The 19360-nt window shown below is 46.7% G+C and carries 13 protein-coding genes; 8 read left to right on the forward strand and 5 right to left on the reverse strand.

Annotation, left to right across the window (positions count from 1 at the left end; translation table 11 throughout):
- Positions 1-55: 55 nt before the first annotated feature.
- Positions 56-4324, reverse strand: coding sequence for a formate dehydrogenase subunit alpha (gene fdhF / locus NL643_RS09620; protein WP_253644338.1), 4269 nt, complete (start codon positions 4322-4324; stop codon positions 56-58).
- 244 nt (positions 4325-4568) lie between these two features.
- Between fdhF and NL643_RS09625 the strand changes: the two genes are divergently transcribed.
- The 5 genes from NL643_RS09625 (at position 4569) to NL643_RS09645 (ending at position 12235) form a co-directional block, all read left to right on the forward strand.
- Entirely contained in the window at positions 4569-4988 is a 420-nt protein-coding gene (locus NL643_RS09625) for a hypothetical protein (protein WP_253644339.1), read from the forward strand.
- Between the two features lie 218 nt (positions 4989-5206).
- Positions 5207-6628, forward strand: coding sequence for a TolC family protein (locus NL643_RS09630; RefSeq protein ID WP_253644340.1), 1422 nt, complete (start codon positions 5207-5209; stop codon positions 6626-6628).
- A 103-nt stretch (positions 6629-6731) separates the two neighbouring features.
- A complete protein-coding gene (locus tag NL643_RS09635) occupies positions 6732-8447 on the forward strand; it encodes an efflux RND transporter periplasmic adaptor subunit (RefSeq protein WP_182032983.1) in 1716 nt (571 codons plus the stop codon).
- A 2-nt stretch (positions 8448-8449) separates the two neighbouring features.
- Positions 8450-11590: an efflux RND transporter permease subunit gene (locus NL643_RS09640; RefSeq protein WP_006742108.1), complete on the forward strand. Its 3141-nt coding sequence runs from the start codon at positions 8450-8452 to the stop codon at positions 11588-11590.
- 63 nt (positions 11591-11653) lie between these two features.
- A complete protein-coding gene (locus NL643_RS09645; RefSeq protein WP_253644341.1) occupies positions 11654-12235 on the forward strand; it encodes a cupredoxin family protein in 582 nt (193 codons plus the stop codon).
- A gap of 97 nt (positions 12236-12332) precedes the next feature.
- Here the strand turns inward: NL643_RS09645 and NL643_RS09650 are convergent, their stop codons facing one another.
- Positions 12333-13682: a ferric reductase-like transmembrane domain-containing protein gene (locus tag NL643_RS09650; protein WP_253644342.1), complete on the reverse strand. Its 1350-nt coding sequence runs from the start codon at positions 13680-13682 to the stop codon at positions 12333-12335.
- Between the two features lie 239 nt (positions 13683-13921).
- On the opposite strand from NL643_RS09650, the gene blaCARB reads away from it, so the two are divergent.
- Both blaCARB and NL643_RS09660 read left to right on the forward strand, forming a co-directional pair.
- Complete coding sequence (blaCARB, locus tag NL643_RS09655) at positions 13922-14773, forward strand: CARB family carbenicillin-hydrolyzing class A beta-lactamase (protein WP_053809595.1); 852 nt, start codon at positions 13922-13924, stop codon at positions 14771-14773.
- 293 nt (positions 14774-15066) lie between these two features.
- Positions 15067-16116 carry a sensor domain-containing diguanylate cyclase gene (locus NL643_RS09660; RefSeq protein WP_048625291.1) on the forward strand — a complete coding sequence of 350 codons (1050 nt, stop codon included), beginning with the start codon at positions 15067-15069 and terminating at the stop codon, positions 16114-16116.
- Positions 16117-16234: 118 nt separating this feature from the next.
- Here NL643_RS09660 and NL643_RS09665 read toward each other — a convergent pair whose 3' ends face one another.
- Positions 16235-16387, reverse strand: coding sequence for a hypothetical protein (locus NL643_RS09665; protein ID WP_005375418.1), 153 nt, complete (start codon positions 16385-16387; stop codon positions 16235-16237).
- A gap of 245 nt (positions 16388-16632) precedes the next feature.
- Between NL643_RS09665 and speG the strand changes: the two genes are divergently transcribed.
- A complete protein-coding gene (gene speG / locus NL643_RS09670; protein ID WP_041853120.1) occupies positions 16633-17172 on the forward strand; it encodes a spermidine N1-acetyltransferase in 540 nt (179 codons plus the stop codon).
- 48 nt (positions 17173-17220) lie between these two features.
- On the opposite strand, the gene NL643_RS09675 is transcribed toward speG, so the two are convergent.
- Both NL643_RS09675 and NL643_RS09680 read right to left on the reverse strand, forming a co-directional pair.
- On the reverse strand, positions 17221-18018 hold the full coding sequence (locus NL643_RS09675; RefSeq protein ID WP_046873738.1) for a hypothetical protein: 798 nt from the start codon (positions 18016-18018) through the stop codon (positions 17221-17223).
- Between the two features lie 176 nt (positions 18019-18194).
- On the reverse strand, positions 18195-19307 hold the full coding sequence (locus NL643_RS09680; protein ID WP_253644343.1) for an OmpP1/FadL family transporter: 1113 nt from the start codon (positions 19305-19307) through the stop codon (positions 18195-18197).
- Positions 19308-19360 lie beyond the last annotated feature (53 nt).

Genomic DNA, 19360 nt, shown 5'->3' on the forward strand with positions numbered 1-19360 from the left:
CATCTCATAAGCTTAAATGTAATTTCTCAACTCGCCAGTGCGTGAGTCGGCTATTTTAGACGTGGTGTACCACCTCCTCGACAGGCTCTGGTTGAGCGGCCGTTTCACTGATTTCAATCTTCACCGCCGCGACTTTGAATTCAGGAATTTTCGCATGCGGGTCCGTTGCCGTGGTCGTCAAGCGGTTGACTGGCGACTCAACGAAATGGAATGGGATAAACACCACCCCTTTTTGCATTCGCTTGGTCACAAACGCATCAATTTCGATGCTGCCACGACGAGTCGACACTTTTAGGCGCTGACCATTGTGGATACCAATTGCTTCGGCATCTTCAACACTGATCATCGCTCTTGGCCCAGCAAGGTTATCCAACCCTTTCGTTTTGCGTGTCATCGTACCGGTGTGGAATTGTTCTAGCACACGCCCTGTTGTAAGCACCAAAGGATACTCTTCGTCAGGCAACTCAGCTGCATAACGGAACGGCACGCCCACCATTTGCCCTTTCCCTCGGGTAAATTGGGTTTGGTGCATGATACGAGTACCGTTTGGATTGTTCTTGTTACTTGGCCATTGAACACCGTTCGGCGTGATCGCGTCCCAACGCAACCCTGCATATTGCGGCGTTACACGCGCGATCTCGCTAGTGATTTCAGAAACGCACTGGTAATGCCAATCGCTGCCCATCGCGTTTGCGATCGCTTGAATGATCCACCAATCTTCTTTCGCCTCACCCGGCGCTTTCACTGCCGCATTAACGCGCTGCACGCGTCGCTCAGTATTGGTGAAGTGACCGGATTTTTCCGCAAATGAACAAGAAGGCAATACCACATCGGCGTACTGCGCCGTCTCGGTGAGGAAGATGTCTTGCACGACCAAGAAGTCGAGTGCTTCTAACCCTTCAATCACGTGTGCTTGGTTTGGATCGCTCAGTACTGGGTTTTCGCCCATGATGTACATCCCGCGAACTTCTCGTTTGCACGCCGCATCGATGATTTCCGTTAGGGTAAGCCCTTGCTCAGAAGGTAAGTTCGGCGCATCCCACTCAATCGCGAATTTCTGACGAACAATCGGGTTATACACTTTTTGATATCCCGGATAGCAGTTCGGCAAAGCGCCCATATCACACGCACCTTGTACGTTTGATTGACCACGCAGTGGGTTAATACCACCACCCTCAATACCGATGTTGCCACACAACAATTGCAGGTTTGCAATCGAACGAACGTTGTCGTGCCCTGTTGTATGCTGGGTAATACCCATTGAGTAATACACCGCCGTGCGTTTTGCAGTACCAATCATTCGCGCCATCGCGAAAATATCGTCCGCTTTTACGCCCGTCACTAACTCAACTTTGTCGAGGTTGTACGCTGGCGACATCACCTCTTGAAGCAAGGTATCAAAGCCGTCTACGCGCTCTTCGATGTATTCTTGATCGTACCAACCATTTTTGATGATTTGTTGCATCACGCCGTTGAGCAACATAACATCCGTACCCGGACGATGCGCCAAGTACAGCTCTGCATGTTCGGCCATGTCTACTCGTTTCGGGTCTGCCACAATCAAGCGCGCCCCGTGATGACGAATCGCCTGTTTGATGTGCGAAGCGATGATCGGGTGCGCAGATGTGGTGTCAGAACCGATAATAAAGATCACATCGGAATGCTTAATGCTCGGAATGTCGTTGGTCATCGCACCACTCCCCAACGATGCTTCAAGCCCTGTCACACTTGATGCGTGACACAAACGTGCGCAGTGATCAACGTTGTTCGTACCAAGTTCACGACGGATGAATTTTTGAAACGCGTAGTTATCTTCGTTAGTGGTTTTCGCTGAAGAGAATCCGGCCAGTGCGTTGTTACCAAAATCTTGCTTGATGGTCGAAAGCTTCGAAGCCACTAGCTGAATCGCTTCGTCCCAACTTGCTGGCTGCAACCAACCATCTTTACGAATCAGTGGTGTCGTTAAACGCTCTTCGCTGCTAATGAAATCAAAACCGAAACGGCCTTTCACGCACAGCATACCTTGGTTAACCGGCGAATCCGCCCCTTTTACATAGCGGATTTTGTTTTGTTGCTCATCGACAAACATGGTCAACTTACAACCCACACCACAATAGGTACAAATGGTATCGACGGCTTTTAGCTGTTCGGTTCTGCCTTGAGAGCGGTCACGGCTGTCCACCATCGCGCCCGTTGGACATGCCTGAACACACGCCCCACATTGCACGCATTTTGAATCGCCCATGAGCGTCAAACCGCTGCAACCTGCGCCTTTTTCATCGGAGCGGAATCGTGGACGATCATCTGGTCGTAAAGCTGGTCGGCCATTTTTATCGGACACAAAACTCAACACACCATGTACCGCTTGCTCACGGCATGCTTGAATACACTGACCACAACTAATGCAGCGGTTAGCATCAAATTCAATGAACTCAGAACTGCGGTCTACTTCGTATTTGTGACGAAGATCTTTCGCTCGCAAATCGAGCCAATCTTGATGACCAATCACGCTAGCAGAGGAAACGTCCACGGAAACATCGAAATGTTGCTCGGCATGATATTCCGTTGAGTAATCTCGCAAGGCACAGTCGGTATTCGCTTGGCAACCACACTCTAAGCAGCGCGCCGCTTCTTTCATGGCCTCTTCGTTATCAAAGCCCAGCTCCACTTCAGCAAAACTCTGCTCACGCTGCGCTGGGGTCAACTCTGGCATGATTGAACGAGCAACTTTTTGGATATTTTCGAAATGAAGTGGGTCAACCTGCGCCAGTTTTTTCTCTTTACGAGAGTTGAACGCAGGTTTCGGCATGTCCGCCATATCGCCATTGAGGAACAGATCAATCGCTTTTGCCGCAACTCGCCCATCGCCCACCGCTTCAACCGCTGTTGCAGGACCACGACGAAAATCACCGATACTGAAGATATTGCCCGTACCCGTGTGCATGGTTTGCGCATCGGATTCAGATGTGTTCCAACGCGTTAGAGGAATGGAGAGCTCATCGTTTTCTAAGAAGCTGAGATCCGGCTTTTGCGATACCGCTGCAATCACGGTATCAAATACTTCAGTAAAGAACTCACCCGTTGGTTTCGGACTACGACGACCAGACGCATCTGGCTCACCTAACGCCATTCGTTCTAATCGAATTGCCTTCACGCGGCCATTTTCATCCGCGATGTTTTCCGCCGGATTCGTTAAGAAATGGAACTTTACGCCCTCATGTTCAGCTTCGACGATTTCGTAGTCTTCGGCTGGCATTTCGTCACGAGTTCGACGATAGATCAAAGTGGTATCGGCACCCGCACGACGCGCCGTACGCGCGCAGTCGATCGCAGTGTTACCACCACCAATCACGGCAACTTTTCTGCCCGTCGCGTAGTTTTGTTCTGTAACGTAATCTTTCAGGTAATCAACACCGAGATAACAGCCGTCCAAGTCGCTACCAGGATAATTCATTTCTACCGCTTGAGACGCCCCCACAGCCAAACAGACGGCATCGTAGTCTTCACTCAATTGAGACAGCGTGAAATCAACACCAAGCTTTTTGTTGGTTTCAACTTGCATGCCGTTGCGGCACATCAGTTCGATTTCTTTGTCTAGAATGTCTTTAGGTAGGCGATATTCAGGAATGCCATAGCGTAGCCAACCGCCTGCTTTTGGCATGGACTCAAATACGGTGACGTCATAACCTTCATTCGACAAGTAATAACCTGCCGTTAAGCCACCGGGGCCACTACCAACAACGGCGATCTTGCGATGCTTCGCTGGTTTTTTCTCTGGGACATACGCTTCATGCGCCGCTAAATCTGCGTCTGCGGCATGGCGTTTGAGTTGGCGAATGGCAATCGGCTCATCCACCAAAGAACGGCGACACTCACTTTCGCAGAATGCCGGACACACGCGCCCAATCGACAACGGCATTGGCAGTGTGCGTTTAATAACTTCAATCGCTTTTTGATGATCGTTTTGCGAGATATGGTAGAGATAAGATTGGATGTCTACTCCAGCAGGGCACGCCGTTTTACAAGGAGCTTCACAGTCGGCGTAGTGGTCCGTCATGATTCGGTTGAGCGCTTTTCTGCGGTGCTCACTCAGTTGTTCTGATTGTGTGACGACATTGAGACCGCGGTACACTTTGAGATCACAGGCGCGCTTAGTTCCACCACTTTCCACTTCGACCACACACAAATCACACGGAATTTTCTCGTTACTTTTGTTCATTCCGCACAGTGAAGGGATTTCGACCCCGCACACTTTGGCTGCTTCCAGAAGGGTTAGCCCCTCTTCTACAATTCTATATTTTCCATCGATGACAATTTCTATCATACAACCCCCGAAGCAGGCACACTAAACCTTACATTCTATAAGGATAAACCCCACCATGGAAAGTTCGTGTGACAAAAAACTCACTAGCGAGATATTTCTTAGCGATTAATATGTCCAATTGACTTTAAGATGTAGAACTCATTATCTCGAAGTGGGTTCAGTATAATCCTTGACTTTACCCCTAGGGTAACCTTTATTATTTAAGGGTTACTCGATATATAAGCTCATTTTGACTGGAAACCGTATGCGTCTGAAATCATTGCATACAATTTGGCTAACGTTATGTACAACGCTGATACTACTGGTATCTAGCGTTGTTAACAGCGCGCCTTTAATGAGTATCAAAATGATGTCGAGTGATGTCATGATGTCAGCTCACATGACGGAAATAGCAAGCGAGAACGATCACTGCGGCTCACCGAGTATGAGCATGGAGATGGCCTCATCGTTGAGCTCCGATTCTGTAGAGATGACCATGAGCTGTGTTGATGGCTCCGGTATGATCCACAATTGCTGTACAGCATCTTGCTCATTCGTTTTTGTCCCATTACCAGCCACTGACAGCCAGCTCTCCCCATTGGCTTGTCGCGCATCCATTGCCTCAGAAATTACCGCACCAGTGGTACAAGTAACCCATGATTTGTATCGGCCTCCGATAGTTTAATCCATACAAAGCATTCGACCCTGCATCGCTTTGCAGGCAGTTTCTTTGCGCCCAACTGATAGCGTGCTCACCTCAGCTATTCGCTCGTAACTCCATTTGTTACCTGCTATTTAGCGATAAAAAAGTGCGTCATCCGTTTGGCAAATACCAACGCTCTCCCGCTCGGTTCAATCGCTCCCGAAACGCCAAAGAGCTTGGTATCAATTTGGATGTAAATTATGGAATTCAACCCAAATCGCATAGTGGCACCAGTATGCTCACTGGCTCTGGTTGCCCTACCTGCTTTCAATGTGGTGGCACAATCGCCAGCCAATACGAAAGCACAACAAGACGCGCAAGCTCAATCAATCCAAGCTCAGTCAACCAATGAGCTAGCCACCCTCATTAGCGTTGCGTTGAGCAACGATGGCAACCGTAAGCAGTTCTACGCTCAATCGGAAGCAATGCGTGAAACAGGCGTAGCCAGCGCAACCTTGATGGACCCGAAATTGAAAGTCGGTTTTGGTGGTTTGCCTGTCGATAGCTTCAAATTTGACGAGGATCCGATGACCAATATCTCCGTCGGTTTGATGCAACAGTTCGAACGTGGCTCGACGCTCGATCTTCAACAAAAGAAAGCCAATCAACAAGCCGATGGTTTGTCGCTACAAGTTCACGCACGGGAACTTGAAGTGGCAAACAGCATGACTCAGCTTTGGTTGGAGCTGGGCTATCAGCAGAAAGCAGAGCAAATTTTGCTAGAAAACCGTCGGCTCATGACGGAAATGGAAAACTTCATTCAAACCAATTACTCAATCGGCAAAAGCGAAGCGCAAGATTTACTGAATGCACAGCTTCAAGTGAGTAAGTTGGATGAAAAGCTGCAAGCCAACGCGCAAATGCAGCGCCGTTTGGTCTCGCAACTCTCAGAATGGTTGGGCTCTGACTGGCTCAATACCTATACCCAAAACGGACGCTCAACACTTCAAGCCAGCAACACACTGACTTGGGCGTCATTAAACCAAAAGTTGTCTGCAAATAACGAAACGACCAAGCACTACCAACAGTTGAGTGAGCACCCGATGGTAAAAATGGCAGACGTAAGTATTTCTGCCAATGAAACTCAAGTGGACATTGCAGAGCAAGCTTACACACCTCAATTTGGTGTGGAAGTGATGTATGCCTATCGTCAAGCCAACAATATGAAAGGCGAACCAGCATCGGATTTGGTGAGCGCGTATCTAACGATGGACATTCCCCTGTTCACTGGCAATCGCCAAGACCGCAACTTAGCTGCCGCTCAGTATCAAGTGGGTGCCGCTCGTTCACAAAAAGATACGTTACTGACTCAGATGAACGCAAAGGTCAACACATTGCTGGTTGATCGCGCCAACTTGAGTCAGCGTTTAGAGCGTTATCAATCCACCTTACTTCCCCAAGTTCAAGCTCGTATTCACGCGGTAGAAAGGGGCTATCAAAACAACACCGCACAGTTTAACGACGTGATCATGGCAAGCACAGACGAGCTGGCGCTAAAGCTCGAACAGCAACGTCTTATTACCGATTTAAATATCGTAAACAGCAACTTAGCGGCTTTATTGGGTGGTTTCGAATATCAAGTATCCACACCCAACATCACGCCTGAAGCAAGCGCGAACTAAAACAAAAACATGAGAGAACCCAAGTTTGGGGACGATGGCGAATGCACACCAATAAACAATCAACATCGCTGTCATGCCTCATGGGGAAAATAAGGAATTAGGAATGAGTTCAAATTCAATCAAGATAGCAACCATCGCTCTGCTTGTTGGCGGGGCACTAGGGTTTGGCGTTAATCAGTACCTATCTGGTGCAAACCACGACATGAGTGGCTCAGGCGCTAACGCTGCAAGCAGCTCAAACGAGCCACTCTATTGGGTTGCTCCAATGGATCCAAATTATAAGCGCGACAAACCGGGCAAATCGCCAATGGGCATGGACTTGATCCCAGTGTACGCTGAAGATCTCGCGGGTGAACAAGACAAACCCGGCACGGTAAAAATTGACCCATCAGTTGAAAACAACTTAGGTGTAAAAACTGCTCAAGTCTCTTTAGAGCAACTTTCACCTCGGATTGAAACTGTCGGCTATATCGCGTTTGACGAAAGTCATTTGTGGCAAACCAACGTTCGCGTGGCCGGCTGGGTTGAAAAGCTTTACATCAATGCCGTGGGTGAAAAGGTCAAAAAAGGCGATGTGCTGTTCACGCTGTACTCGCCTGAGCTAGTCAAAGCACAAGAAGAGCTGCTGAACGCCTACCGAACTGGGCGTAATGGCCTGGTGAAAGGCGCGACAGAACGTTTAGTGACACTGGGTGTTGATCGTTCTCAAATCAGAGCCATCACTCAACGCGGGAAAGCATCGCAAACTATTGAAATTAAAGCTCCGGAAGATGGCGTCATCGCGAGTTTGAACGTTCGTGAAGGTGGTTACCTATCCCCTGCTCAAGCGGTGATCAGCGCGGGCCCACTTGAAAACGTATGGGTGGATGCCGAAGTATTTGAGCGCCAAGCTCACTGGATGAAAGCAGGAAGTAGCGCCACTATGACGCTTGATGCTATTCCAGGCAATGAATGGAAAGGGGTTGTCGACTACGTATACCCTATTCTGGATCCTAAGACTCGTACCTTGCGTGTACGCCTCAAGTTCCCTAACCCGAATGGCGATCTTAAACCTAATATGTTTGCCAACATTGCGCTTCAACCAGTCACTGATAACGCGGTTATGACGATTCCTAAGTCTTCTGTTATTCGTTCCGGCGGTATGACCCGAGTAGTGTTGTCTGAAGGCGACGGTAAATACCGCTCAACGCGCATCAAAGTCGGGCGTGAAGCCGACGACAAAATCGAGGTGCTACAAGGTCTGTCTCAAGATGATCGCATCGTAACCTCTGCACACTTTATGTTGGATTCGGAATCAAGCCAAACGGCTGATCTATCCCGTATTTCATCACCTACTGAAGCCAAAGTAGAAACAGTTTGGGCTAAGGGTGAAATCACCGATGTGATGAAAGATCACCGTATGTTGACCATTAATCATCAGCCCGTAGCAGAGTGGGATTGGCCGGGTATGGTCATGAACTTTACCCTCGCAGATGACGTTGATGTGGGCACTCTGCAAAAAGGCCAAGCTATCGAGTTTGAAATTCAGAAAACAGAGTCCGGTCAATATGAAGTCGTTGATTACAAAGCCGATGACAGCGTTGTCGTGACTGACGTATGGATTACCGGAGATATCAGCATGTTGATGGCGGATTTTGGGATGATAACTCTCAACCACCTCCCAGTTGCAGAATGGAACTGGGAGGCAGGAGAGATGAACTTCTCTGTGGGTGATGAAGTGGATCTATCCGGATTCAAAGAAGGTCAGAAAGTCCGATTTCTAGTTGAAAAACAAGGAGCTGACTACGTCTTGAAGCAACTTGAAGCGGTTGAGGGCTAACTATGATTGGAGCAATAATCCGTTGGTCGATCAAAAACCGTTTCATGGTTTTGATCGCAACCTTAGCGCTTGTTTTAACCGGACTTTACAGTGTAAAGAATACACCTGTAGACGCCATTCCGGATCTTTCTGATGTTCAGGTGATCATCAAAACAAGCTACCCAGGCCAAGCACCTCAAGTAGTTGAAGATCAAGTTACTTACCCGCTAACCACCGCCATGCTCGCCGTACCAGGAGCGGAAACCGTTCGTGGTTATTCATTCTTTGGTGACTCATATGTTTATATCATTTTTAACGATGATACCGACATGTATTGGGCACGTTCGCGCGTTTTAGAGTACCTAAGCCAAGTAGCACCTAAATTACCACCGAGTGCAAAACCGACATTAGGACCAGATGCAACGGGTGTGGGCTGGGTCTACAGCTATGTACTGCAAGATAAAACTGGCAACCATGATCTTGCTGATCTACGCAGTATGCAAGACTGGTTCTTGAAATATGAGCTGCAAACCGTCGATGGCGTCTCTGAAGTCGCAACCGTTGGCGGTATGGTGAAGCAATATCAAGTTCAGATTGACCCAGCTAAGCTACGTGCTTACAACCTGACACTGCAACAAGTGAACATGGCGATCCAAAACGGCAATCAGGAAACGGGCGCCTCTGTTGTTGAAGTAGCAGAAGCGGAACATATGGTTCGCACTACAGGTTACCTAACGAGTATTGAGGATATTGAATCACTCCCGCTCAAAGTGACAGAGAAAGGTACACCGCTCTTATTGGGCGACATTGCAGACATCAACTTAGGTCCGCAAATGCGTCGCGGCATCTCTGAGCTTAACGGCGAAGGTGAAGCGGTTGGTGGCGTTATTGTCATGCGATTCGGCGAAAACGCGAGTGAAGTCATCAGCAAAGTTAAAGACAAACTGGAAGATTTACAGCGCAGCTTACCGGATGGTGTAGAAATCGTTCCTACTTACGATCGCTCCACGCTGATTAACGCTGCCGTAGAAAACTTGTGGAAGAAATTGGCGGAAGAATTCATCGTCGTGGCGATTGTTTGTGCCCTCTTCCTATTTCACATCCGTTCGTCTTTGGTTATCGCGCTGAGCTTGCCCGTCGGTATTTTATCCGCGTTTATCGTCATGCATTCTCAAGGCATTAATGCCAACATCATGTCGCTCGGGGGGATTGCCATCGCCATCGGTGCAATGGTGGATGGTGCCATCGTAATGATAGAAAACGTCCACAAGCATATTGAACGAACGCCTCTCACGGATAAGAACCGCTGGCAAGTGATTGGCAAAGCCGCTGAAGAAGTGGGCGCGCCCCTGTTCTTCTCACTGCTTATCATCACGTTAAGCTTTGTGCCAGTGTTTGCCCTGGAAGGTCAAGAAGGCAAGATGTTCTCCCCTCTCGCCTTTACTAAAACTTATGCAATGGCGGCAGCGGCAGGTTTGGCAATTACCCTCGTACCTGTGCTCATGGGTTATTTCATCCGTGGCAACGTATTACCAGAGCATAAGAATCCAGTAAATAGAGGCTTAATTGCGCTGTATCGCCCGTTGCTGAATACCAGCCTCAAGTATCCTAAGAGTATGATCGTTATCGCTTTAGGCCTAATGGCGTCAGCTTACTATCCAACCAGTCAACTGGGTAGCGAGTTCATCCCACCATTGGATGAAGGCGACTTGATGTACATGCCGACTACGTATCCGGGAATCTCGATTGGTAAAGCACGTGAACTAGTTCAGCAAACTAACAAGCTGATCAAAACCGTACCGGAAGTTAAAACGGTTTGGGGCAAGATTGGCCGTGCAGAAACGGCCACCGACCCTGCACCACTCACCATGATTGAAACGGTAATTCAGCTCAAACCTCATGACCAATGGCGTGAAGGTGTGACGACAGAGTCGTTACGCAAAGAGTTCGATGAACTGATTCAGTTCCCGGGACTCACCAACGCGTGGGTAATGCCGATCAAAACGCGTATTGACATGCTGGCGACCGGTATTAAAACGCCAATTGGGATCAAAATCGCAGGCCCAGACCTGAAAGAGATCGAAAAAATTGGTGCTCAGCTGGAACCTATTCTTAATAGCGTTCACGGTACCTCATCTGTATATGCGGAGCGTGTCGCGGGTGGCCGTTACGTAACGATTGATATCAAACGCCGCGCAGCTGCGAGATATGGATTGAGCATCAAAGACGTTCAGCAAGTCATCTCAACCGCTGTCGGTGGTATGAATGTTGGAGAAACCATCGAAGGGCTAGAGCGCTACCCGATTAACGTCCGCTATCCGCAAGATTACCGTGACTCTGTGGTTAAACTGCAAAACCTACCACTGGTAACCCCCAACGGCGCACGCATCGCACTCGCAGACGTGGCAGATATTCGTTATGAGGATGGCCCACCGATGATCAAAACCGAAAACGCGCGTCCAAACGGTTGGGTTTTCGTGGATATCGAAGGTCGTGACCTAGGCTCATACGTAGTGGAAGCACAACAAGTAGTAGCAGATCAACTTGAATTACCTGCGGGTTATTCGCTGGCTTGGTCAGGTCAGTACGAATACATGGAACGCGCCAAAGACCGCTTAAGTGTCGTAGTACCAATCACTATTGCGATCATCATGATGCTACTTTACTTCAGCTTCCGCCGTGTAGGTGAGGTGCTGATCATCATGCTGACGCTGCCTTTAGCAATGGTTGGTGGCTTATGGCTGATGCATTATCTGAACTACAACTTCTCTATTGCCGTGGGGGTTGGGTTTATCGCCCTCGCCGGCGTTGCGGTGGAGATAGGTGTCATCATGCTGGTGTATCTCAACCAAGCGTGGCACCACCGAAAACTGGATGCAGAAGAGAAACAACGACCGCTTCAAGCGCGGGATCTTACAGACGCAATTCGCGAAGGTGCTGGCTTACGTGTGCGGCCTGTCATGATGACCGTATTAACGGTAATCATTGGTCTTATTCCAATCATGTACGGTGAGGGAACCGGCTCTGAAGTGATGCAACGCATCGCTGCACCGATGATTGGTGGCATGGCTTCTGCCCTGCTGTTAACGCTGCTTGTGTTACCTGCCATCTTCAAGCTGTGGAAACAGCGTGAAGTGAAATCAACTCAACACCAAGATAAATAACAACGAGCGCCATTATTCAGAGAGTAATGGCGCGATAGCTAATTGATAGTAAAGGAAATCAACATGAAAAAGACTCTTATCACTCTTGCTCTAACCATGGTATCGGGTGGCGTATTTGCTCAAATGGATAACTCAAACATGAACCACGAAAATATGGAGCATGGTCAAATGGAACACGGTTCCATGAACATGGATAAAATGCCGATGGATCATGGAAAAATGGACCACGGTAAAATGGATCATTCTGGTATGAGCGGCATGCCAGGCATGTCAGCGGTTGGTATGCCTGCAAATGGCGCAAAACCAGACAAAGTCGTTCATGTACTCTTAACGGATGATATGAAAATTACATTCAAAAAAGACGTGACAATAGAACCGGATGATGTGGTTCAATTTGTGGTAATGAATACAGGCAAAATCAATCACGAATTTACCATTGGCTCAGCAGAAGAACAGCTTAAACACCGTGAAATGATGAAAACCATGTCTGGCGATCACATGCATGACTCCGGCAATGCTGTCACTGTTGAACCAGGCAAAGCGAAACAACTCCTGTGGCACTTCCATGGCGATAAAAATGTAGAGTTCGCGTGTAATATCCCCGGACATGCAGAAGCCGGCATGGTCAAAAAAGTGGAACTGTAGTGAAACCGGATTTACGCATTCATACGGTTCATAGACGTTAAATGTAAATACAAAAGGAGCTGATTCAGCTCCTTTTTATTTCGATCCAAATACTAGATTATCGCATCACAAACAGCTCTTCATGATAGTGATGTTCTGTATCAAAACGATATACCTCTAACTCTTTTTTCAGGGTTCGAGAGAATACCTCCGGTCCACAGAAATAAAACTCATAACGCGATAAGTCGCCGCATTCCTTCGCAATTCGTTCAACATTAAGTCGAGGTGAAACCGCAGTATCTATCACGTTTAGTTTCACTTGTGCCTGATGCGCGGCATTCCACAGTTCATCCACTAAATGACTATCTAAGCCACGTGTGCAATAAAACAAATGCACTGGCGGATGTATTTTTAACGCTTTCAGTGAAGATAAGATGGCAAAGAACGACGCTATCCCGACACCACCAGCAATCCAAACTTGCGGCTTGTTGACATCAAACTCTAAATGTCCATACGGCCCTTCAACAACAACCTCATTACCCGCTTTCACGCGCTGGTACAAATTGGTCGTGAAATCGCCTAGCTCTTTGATCAAAAAACGGACCTCTGGATCGTGCTCACCTGAAACAATCGTAAACGGATGTGGATCTTCGTTACCAAAACGAACGTAAGCAAACTGCCCAGCTTTGTGCCCTTGCCAAGGTTTTCCTTGGTCGTTAATGCCTGGCGCCAAAACCAGCTCCATCACTCGCGCTTGAGGGAAGTAGCGAGTCGACACCACTTTGGCGGGATAGCGATTCGCTCGTCCGACAAAGCCAAACAAGCTATAAACGGCAGCCGCAGAGCCCATCAATGCAAAACCAAAAGCGATAAAATGAATGGGATCGCCCCAGTACGCGTGCTTGATCAGCAAAACGGAGTGAACAGCAACCATCAAATACACCACAGCCATTAAACGATGGGATAACTTAAACGGTTTGTATTTAACAACAGTCCAGAGTGACACTGCCAGCAATACCAATAGAAAATAAAAGCCCCACTCACCTAAATCCAAGCCTATATCACGCAGTTCTTTAACCCATAACTCAAAACCAACGAAGTTATTGCCTGATGGCCCTGCTCCAGTGTGTTTTACTGGTTTTTCCAACCAACCAGCAGCAACGAGCCACTTCGGCACTTTATACATAAGCCAATGGATCACACCCAAACTGACGCCTGCTATACCTAACCACTTGTGTACTCGATATGCCTTGTCCATGCCATGAACCCATTGCTCTATCACAGGTAAGCGCAGCGCCAGCACCATCGCAATAGACATCAAAGCTAACGACAAAACACCAGAATATTGAATAAGCGCGGAGCGCCATTGGAAGAATTGGGTCGAGGAAAGCAGTTGCGGTTCACTCATCCACCACAACACAGACACGGCGGCAATTATCATCCATACAAAATTTCGTACAGTTTTCATGAACATCACTCTCAAATTGACGACAACTCTAGTTTAGTTTTTCTAGCGTAATGCAACGTCAATATTCGTAAAGTTGAGTAAACCCACAATATACCTAAGGTCAATAACAAACTTGGAGGTATTGCGCAGAATCCTACAAAAAATCGACATGGATTTAACAGTGGTTAGAGTATTCGCTCGTTATAGTTTGCGTAACATCGCCACAGTGCGAACCAAAACCAAAATGAAGAACACGACGCATGAAAAAGTTATTTTTGTTGGCTGGGCTAATGGTTTGCTCAACCCTAAGTTACGCTTCCCAACTGAATGAAGACATTTCTCTCATCGAACAACAAACCTCAAGCAGAATTGGAGTCTCGGTTTGGGATACGCAAACCGATGAGCGCTGGGATTACCGTGGCGATGAACGCTTCCCACTCATGAGCACATTCAAAACCTTGGCTTGCGCCACAATGCTAAGTGATATGGACAGCGGTAAGCTAAGTAAAAATGCGACCGCGAAAGTCGATGAGCGCAGCATCGTTGTGTGGTCTCCAGTGATGGACAAACTCGCAGGCCAAAACACACGCGTAGAACACGCTTGTGAAGCTGCGATGTTGATGAGTGATAATACTGCTGCCAACTTAGTATTGAATGAAATCGGCGGCCCTAAGGCCGTGACAATGTTTCTGCGATCAATTGGTGATAAAGCGACGCGCCTAGATAGATTAGAACCACGTTTGAACGAAGCGACACCGGGAGACAACCGCGACACAACCACACCTAACGCCATGGTAAACACTCTGCGAACCTTGATTGAAGGAGAAACGTTGTCTTACGAGTCTCGCGTGCAATTAAAAATCTGGATGCAGGACAACAAGGTTTCAGACTCGTTAATGCGTTCAGTATTACCAACAGGTTGGTCTATCGCCGACCGCTCTGGTGCGGGTGGTCACGGTTCGCGCGGTATTAACGCAATCATATGGAAGGAAAACCATCGTCCTGTTTACATTAGTATCTATGTCACAGAAACCGAGCTATCACTTCAAGCCAGAGACCAGCTCATCGCGCAAATCAGTCAGTTGATTTTACAGAAATACAAAGATAATTAATTCACTGCTTACGTATTTACTTTCCTAGGTTCACCCTCTTTGCCCTTCTCTTCCCTGAAGGGCTTTCTTACTTCTTTGGTTCTACCTCAAAAACACCCCTTATTGAGTAATGACTTACTTATAAATAGGTATAACATTTATTCATTTAGGCGTGAGTTAACGCCCACATTAAGCAATTGAACACACATAGATAGCGATAAATAAACCATAATCTTACGTAGAAACGCATTTTTCTTGAAAATAGCTTCGTGTAACTTATTGTTGGTATTTGCAACATCGCAAGGAGATGTCTATTGAGACTTGAAAGAACTTTTAACCCTGATGACTTATCGATGCAGAATATGGAAAGTCCGATCTGTATGCCGATAGGGTTTGTTCACTTTTTAGCTCAATCGGAAACATTGCAGCAGGTGCTTGATACGGTCGCAGAATGGATAAATCGTATATTCAATTCCGACCGCGCGAGTATCACGCTTTATGAAAATGATGATCATCTAAAGGTCTACTCTTTCTCTGGTAATAAAGCGATTCCGGCTGAATTCTTGGTACCTATTCACCGAGCTTTTGTTGGCCGAGTGTTCAAAAAGCAACAACTGATGATCTGTGACGATGTCACTCAATCTGATGAGGTCGATTGTGTGATGCTGGCATCCAATGGCATGGGGACCTGTATGGATGCACCTTTAATGCACGGTAAAGTCTGTTTGGGCACGCTTAATGTTGCACATCATCAAACGCACACTTATACAAACGAACAAGCGGCACAGCTTCAGTGCATTGCTAACTGGATTGCTTTAAACATTGCTCTTCATATACAAATTATGAAAATGGAGCATCTTGCCACAACGGATGATCTGACTGGCATTCCAAACCGCAGAGAATTCATGCGACAAATCGAAAGCCGCCTGAATGAATACCGCACCCAAGGCATTGACTTCCATGTTGCTATTCTAGATTTAGACAACTTTAAAAGCCTTAATGATCGGTTTGGTCATGATGCTGGCGATAAATCGCTGATCCATGCAGTCAACACCATTCAAAGTCATCTACTTGACTGTGACTTACTTGCCAGAGTTGGCGGTGAAGAGTTTGCCATCGTACTAAGAAGCCGCTCATCGCAAGAAGCCCTAAACACATTAGAAACGATTCGCAATGCGTTAGAAACTACGACGATTCAACACTCAGGTCGTGATATGAGCTTTACCGCTAGTATTGGTGTAACTCAAGTCTGTAGCTTGGATGACTCGTTTGAACCACTCGTAAAACGCGCCGACTTAGCCCTTTACAAAGCCAAAGAAACCGGTAGAAACCGTGTTGAGGTTCATAAAACAGAAGAAAACTAGAAAAGAGAGTGATAAAAAAGGTAGCGACTTGTTGCGCTACCTTTTATAAATTCTAACCCGCCTAAAATAAGTAATACGAACTTTAAGCCAGTTTAGAAATAAGAGTGAGCAAATTTAATTATGCTTTCTTAAGATCTTTAGCTGGGTAAGTTAGCGTTTTCTCGCCTGCTTTTACGTGTGTGTAAAAACCGCCACTGCTTAAACCTGTAACAACCATTTCGCCAAGATCGATACCTTTAGTCGCTACTACTACGTCACCGATTGAAAACATATTGAATACCTTGTTTATTTAGATTAAGACACTAAGTCGTTGCGCGGTATTTAATATGATATTAGGCAAACCACCTAATCGAATTTTTTATCGTAAAGATTAATTTTTATTTGGCGTGAACTCTAAGTTTCCATATTGAAAAAACCACAATATTTCCCAAAAACAGATGCGCTATTCTTGTTAAATACGTTAAGATTTTCTAGCATCAATTGCGGAGGTTTACTCCGCCTCATTGGAGATAAATGATGAAGAAAGGCCTAAAAATGCGTGCACTAGAACGCTCTGATTTGCGCTTTATTCACGAACTAAATAACAACCGAAATATCATGGCCTACTGGTTCGAAGAGCCTTATGAATCTTATGATGAGCTCGAAGAACTGTACCGAAAACATATACATGATGACGCAGAAAGACGCTTTGTGGTTGAAGATGAAGACGGCATAGTGATTGGATTGGTCGAACTTATTGAGATCAACTACATTCACCGAAGCGCTGAGTTTCAGATAATCATCGCCCCAGAGCATCAAGGACGAGGTTATGCGACAGAGATGATTAATCGTGCATTGGATTACTCCTTCTCGATTCTTAATCTACGTAAAATATACTTATTGGTCGCAGTGGATAATGAAGTCGCTATTCATTTATATAAGAAATGTGGTTTTATTGAAGAAGGCCATTTAGTAGAAGAATACTTTATTAACGGAGCCTATAGCGATGTTAAGCGCATGTATATATTAAAACACCAATATCAGAAAAAGATCGAAGAAAAGAACGCGATTCACTAATTTATTCCATCAAAGTAAAAACGCAGCCATCGTTGCTGCGTTTTCAATTTACTCAAATTGATATTGGTAAGATAATGCGACGCGCCTATCTGCCTCATCTAAATACGTGTTGTTGTCCATGACAAACGTCATTACGTTAAACGAGTGACGTTTATTCACGAGATAACCAAGGCCGATACCACCAAAGAAGCCTTTGTAGTTCTCTCCTTCACTGTTTTCTGAGCCGTAAGTGCCTGCTGCGAAGCTGATTAACGTCAGCTCTTTGGTAAACGATTTCAGCGCAAATGCACCAACGTAACCGCTGCTGCCTGAAGAGCTCATCATATTGAAGCCATTCTCTGCACTTGGAGTGCCCGTAAAGTTAGGCTCGCTACAGTTGCTGCCTGCTGCACCGTCACAAACAGGAACATCACCAGTGTTGTACGTATAGCCTGCCATTGGGAAAATTTGGAAGCCTGCTGGCTCAATCCCGAAATAACTTAGCGGCATAAAGGTACCAACGCTGTAGTTGGTTTGATCCGCGCCGTTTACGTATTCATTTTTACCGAAGTTGAAGTTCACGATACCGACCGGAAACAACCACGAGCCACCAATACGCCACTCGCTCGCATCATCATTGATACGCAGGTTAATTTTGCGCGCTTGGTCAAGCGCAAGTGAGCCCGAGAATGAGATGTTTTGATCATCAAAATCGTAGTTGTTTGCGTAAGACGCGCCAAATTTCGTGATGACTTTTGTTGGGTCATCCGCCAACTTGTTTTTATTGTCTTTTACTCGATGCTCGGCACCATGAGCCAGCGTACTGACCAACAACGTCGTACACACTAACGCTAGTTTATTTTTCATTTTTTAGTCCTTTGAGATGTTGAATACCCGCACTTAGCCGCGCAGATACTTTTTGAATCATCACTCACTGGGTGTGACAGAAGCGCCCTAACTACCTTAGATAGCGTGACAGCATCCAGTGCAGGTAGTTAGGGTAGAATGGCCTGTAAGGAAGGCGTTTTAGCGATTAGGAATGATTAGTTTTTCCAGTTGTAGCTCATGCTCATGAAGTACAGAGCAGGCTCATCAAAGCCAGCTTGTAAGAGTGGCGTTTCTGTTTCTGAAGACTCCATCAAGACCGCTTCAAACGCGAAACCAATTGAGTTTTCTGAATCCAATTTGTAATCAATGCCTGTACCAATGCGGTACGCCTTGCCAGTAGGAACGGTAATGTCACAGTTTGATTGGCTTTCATACATGCTGGTATCGAATGCAAAACCGGCATTCCACATCATTTTTTCATTCAGTTTGTACTGAGTACCCAATGCGATTTGGTAAGTGTCTTGTGTCTCTACGTTCAGCGTGGTTGTGTATTCGCTCCAGTCTTGCCAGTTCACGTTCCACATCACCGCTAGGTCATCATTCACTTCATGGTAAGCACTGAAGATCAGTTGTTGCGGAGCAATGGAGTTGCTATTGTCGAATTCAAATTCGGTTTCAGAAGAGTAAGACAGACCAAGACGCGTGCCTGGTGTTGCCTCATAAAGCACACCTACTCGACCGTTGACCTGAGTATCTTGGTCTTCGTCTAAGTATTTTTTATGCATGCCAGAGCTAGCCAACGTCCCTTCCGCTTCTACTTCATACATACCGTACTGAATACCAAGCGCCGCACCCACAGACCAGTGCTCATTGATGCGATAAGAAGCGGAAGGTTGAATGGTCAAGGCTTGTGTCGTTGCTGTAGGAATATCTAAGTGATTATCCAAAAGACCTTCGTACTCGAGGCCAAGACCGTAGTTGCCATACAGACCAATACCCAGCGTCCATTTGTCGTTTACTTGTTGGCTGTAAAATGCCGACGCCATAGGAACAAAACCAATCACGTTGCCCGCATCGCCAGTCATCGTGTCTAATTGCGCGTCACCGTAAAGGCCAATCAGGTTACCAGAGAAAGATTTACCAGAAACATTCGCCAGACCAGCCGGGTTTGCAGCCATTACTGAGGCATCTTGCGCACGCGCCGCCATACCAGCGGATGCCAAACCAATATCCGATGCTGTTGTTTCGTAAAGGTATAACCCACCCGCTTGCGCAGCAGCACACGTCAGTAGAGAGCTCGCTACGACGATTTTTGAAAGATTTTTCATGCTAAAACCTATTATTGTTTGGGGAACCTACGCTGCGACGGTGGTTGTATATC

It is taken from the genome of Vibrio sp. Y42_MX_L11 (assembly GCF_024181785.1).
In the GTDB taxonomy this organism is placed as follows: Bacteria; Pseudomonadota; Gammaproteobacteria; order Enterobacterales; family Vibrionaceae; genus Vibrio; species Vibrio diabolicus.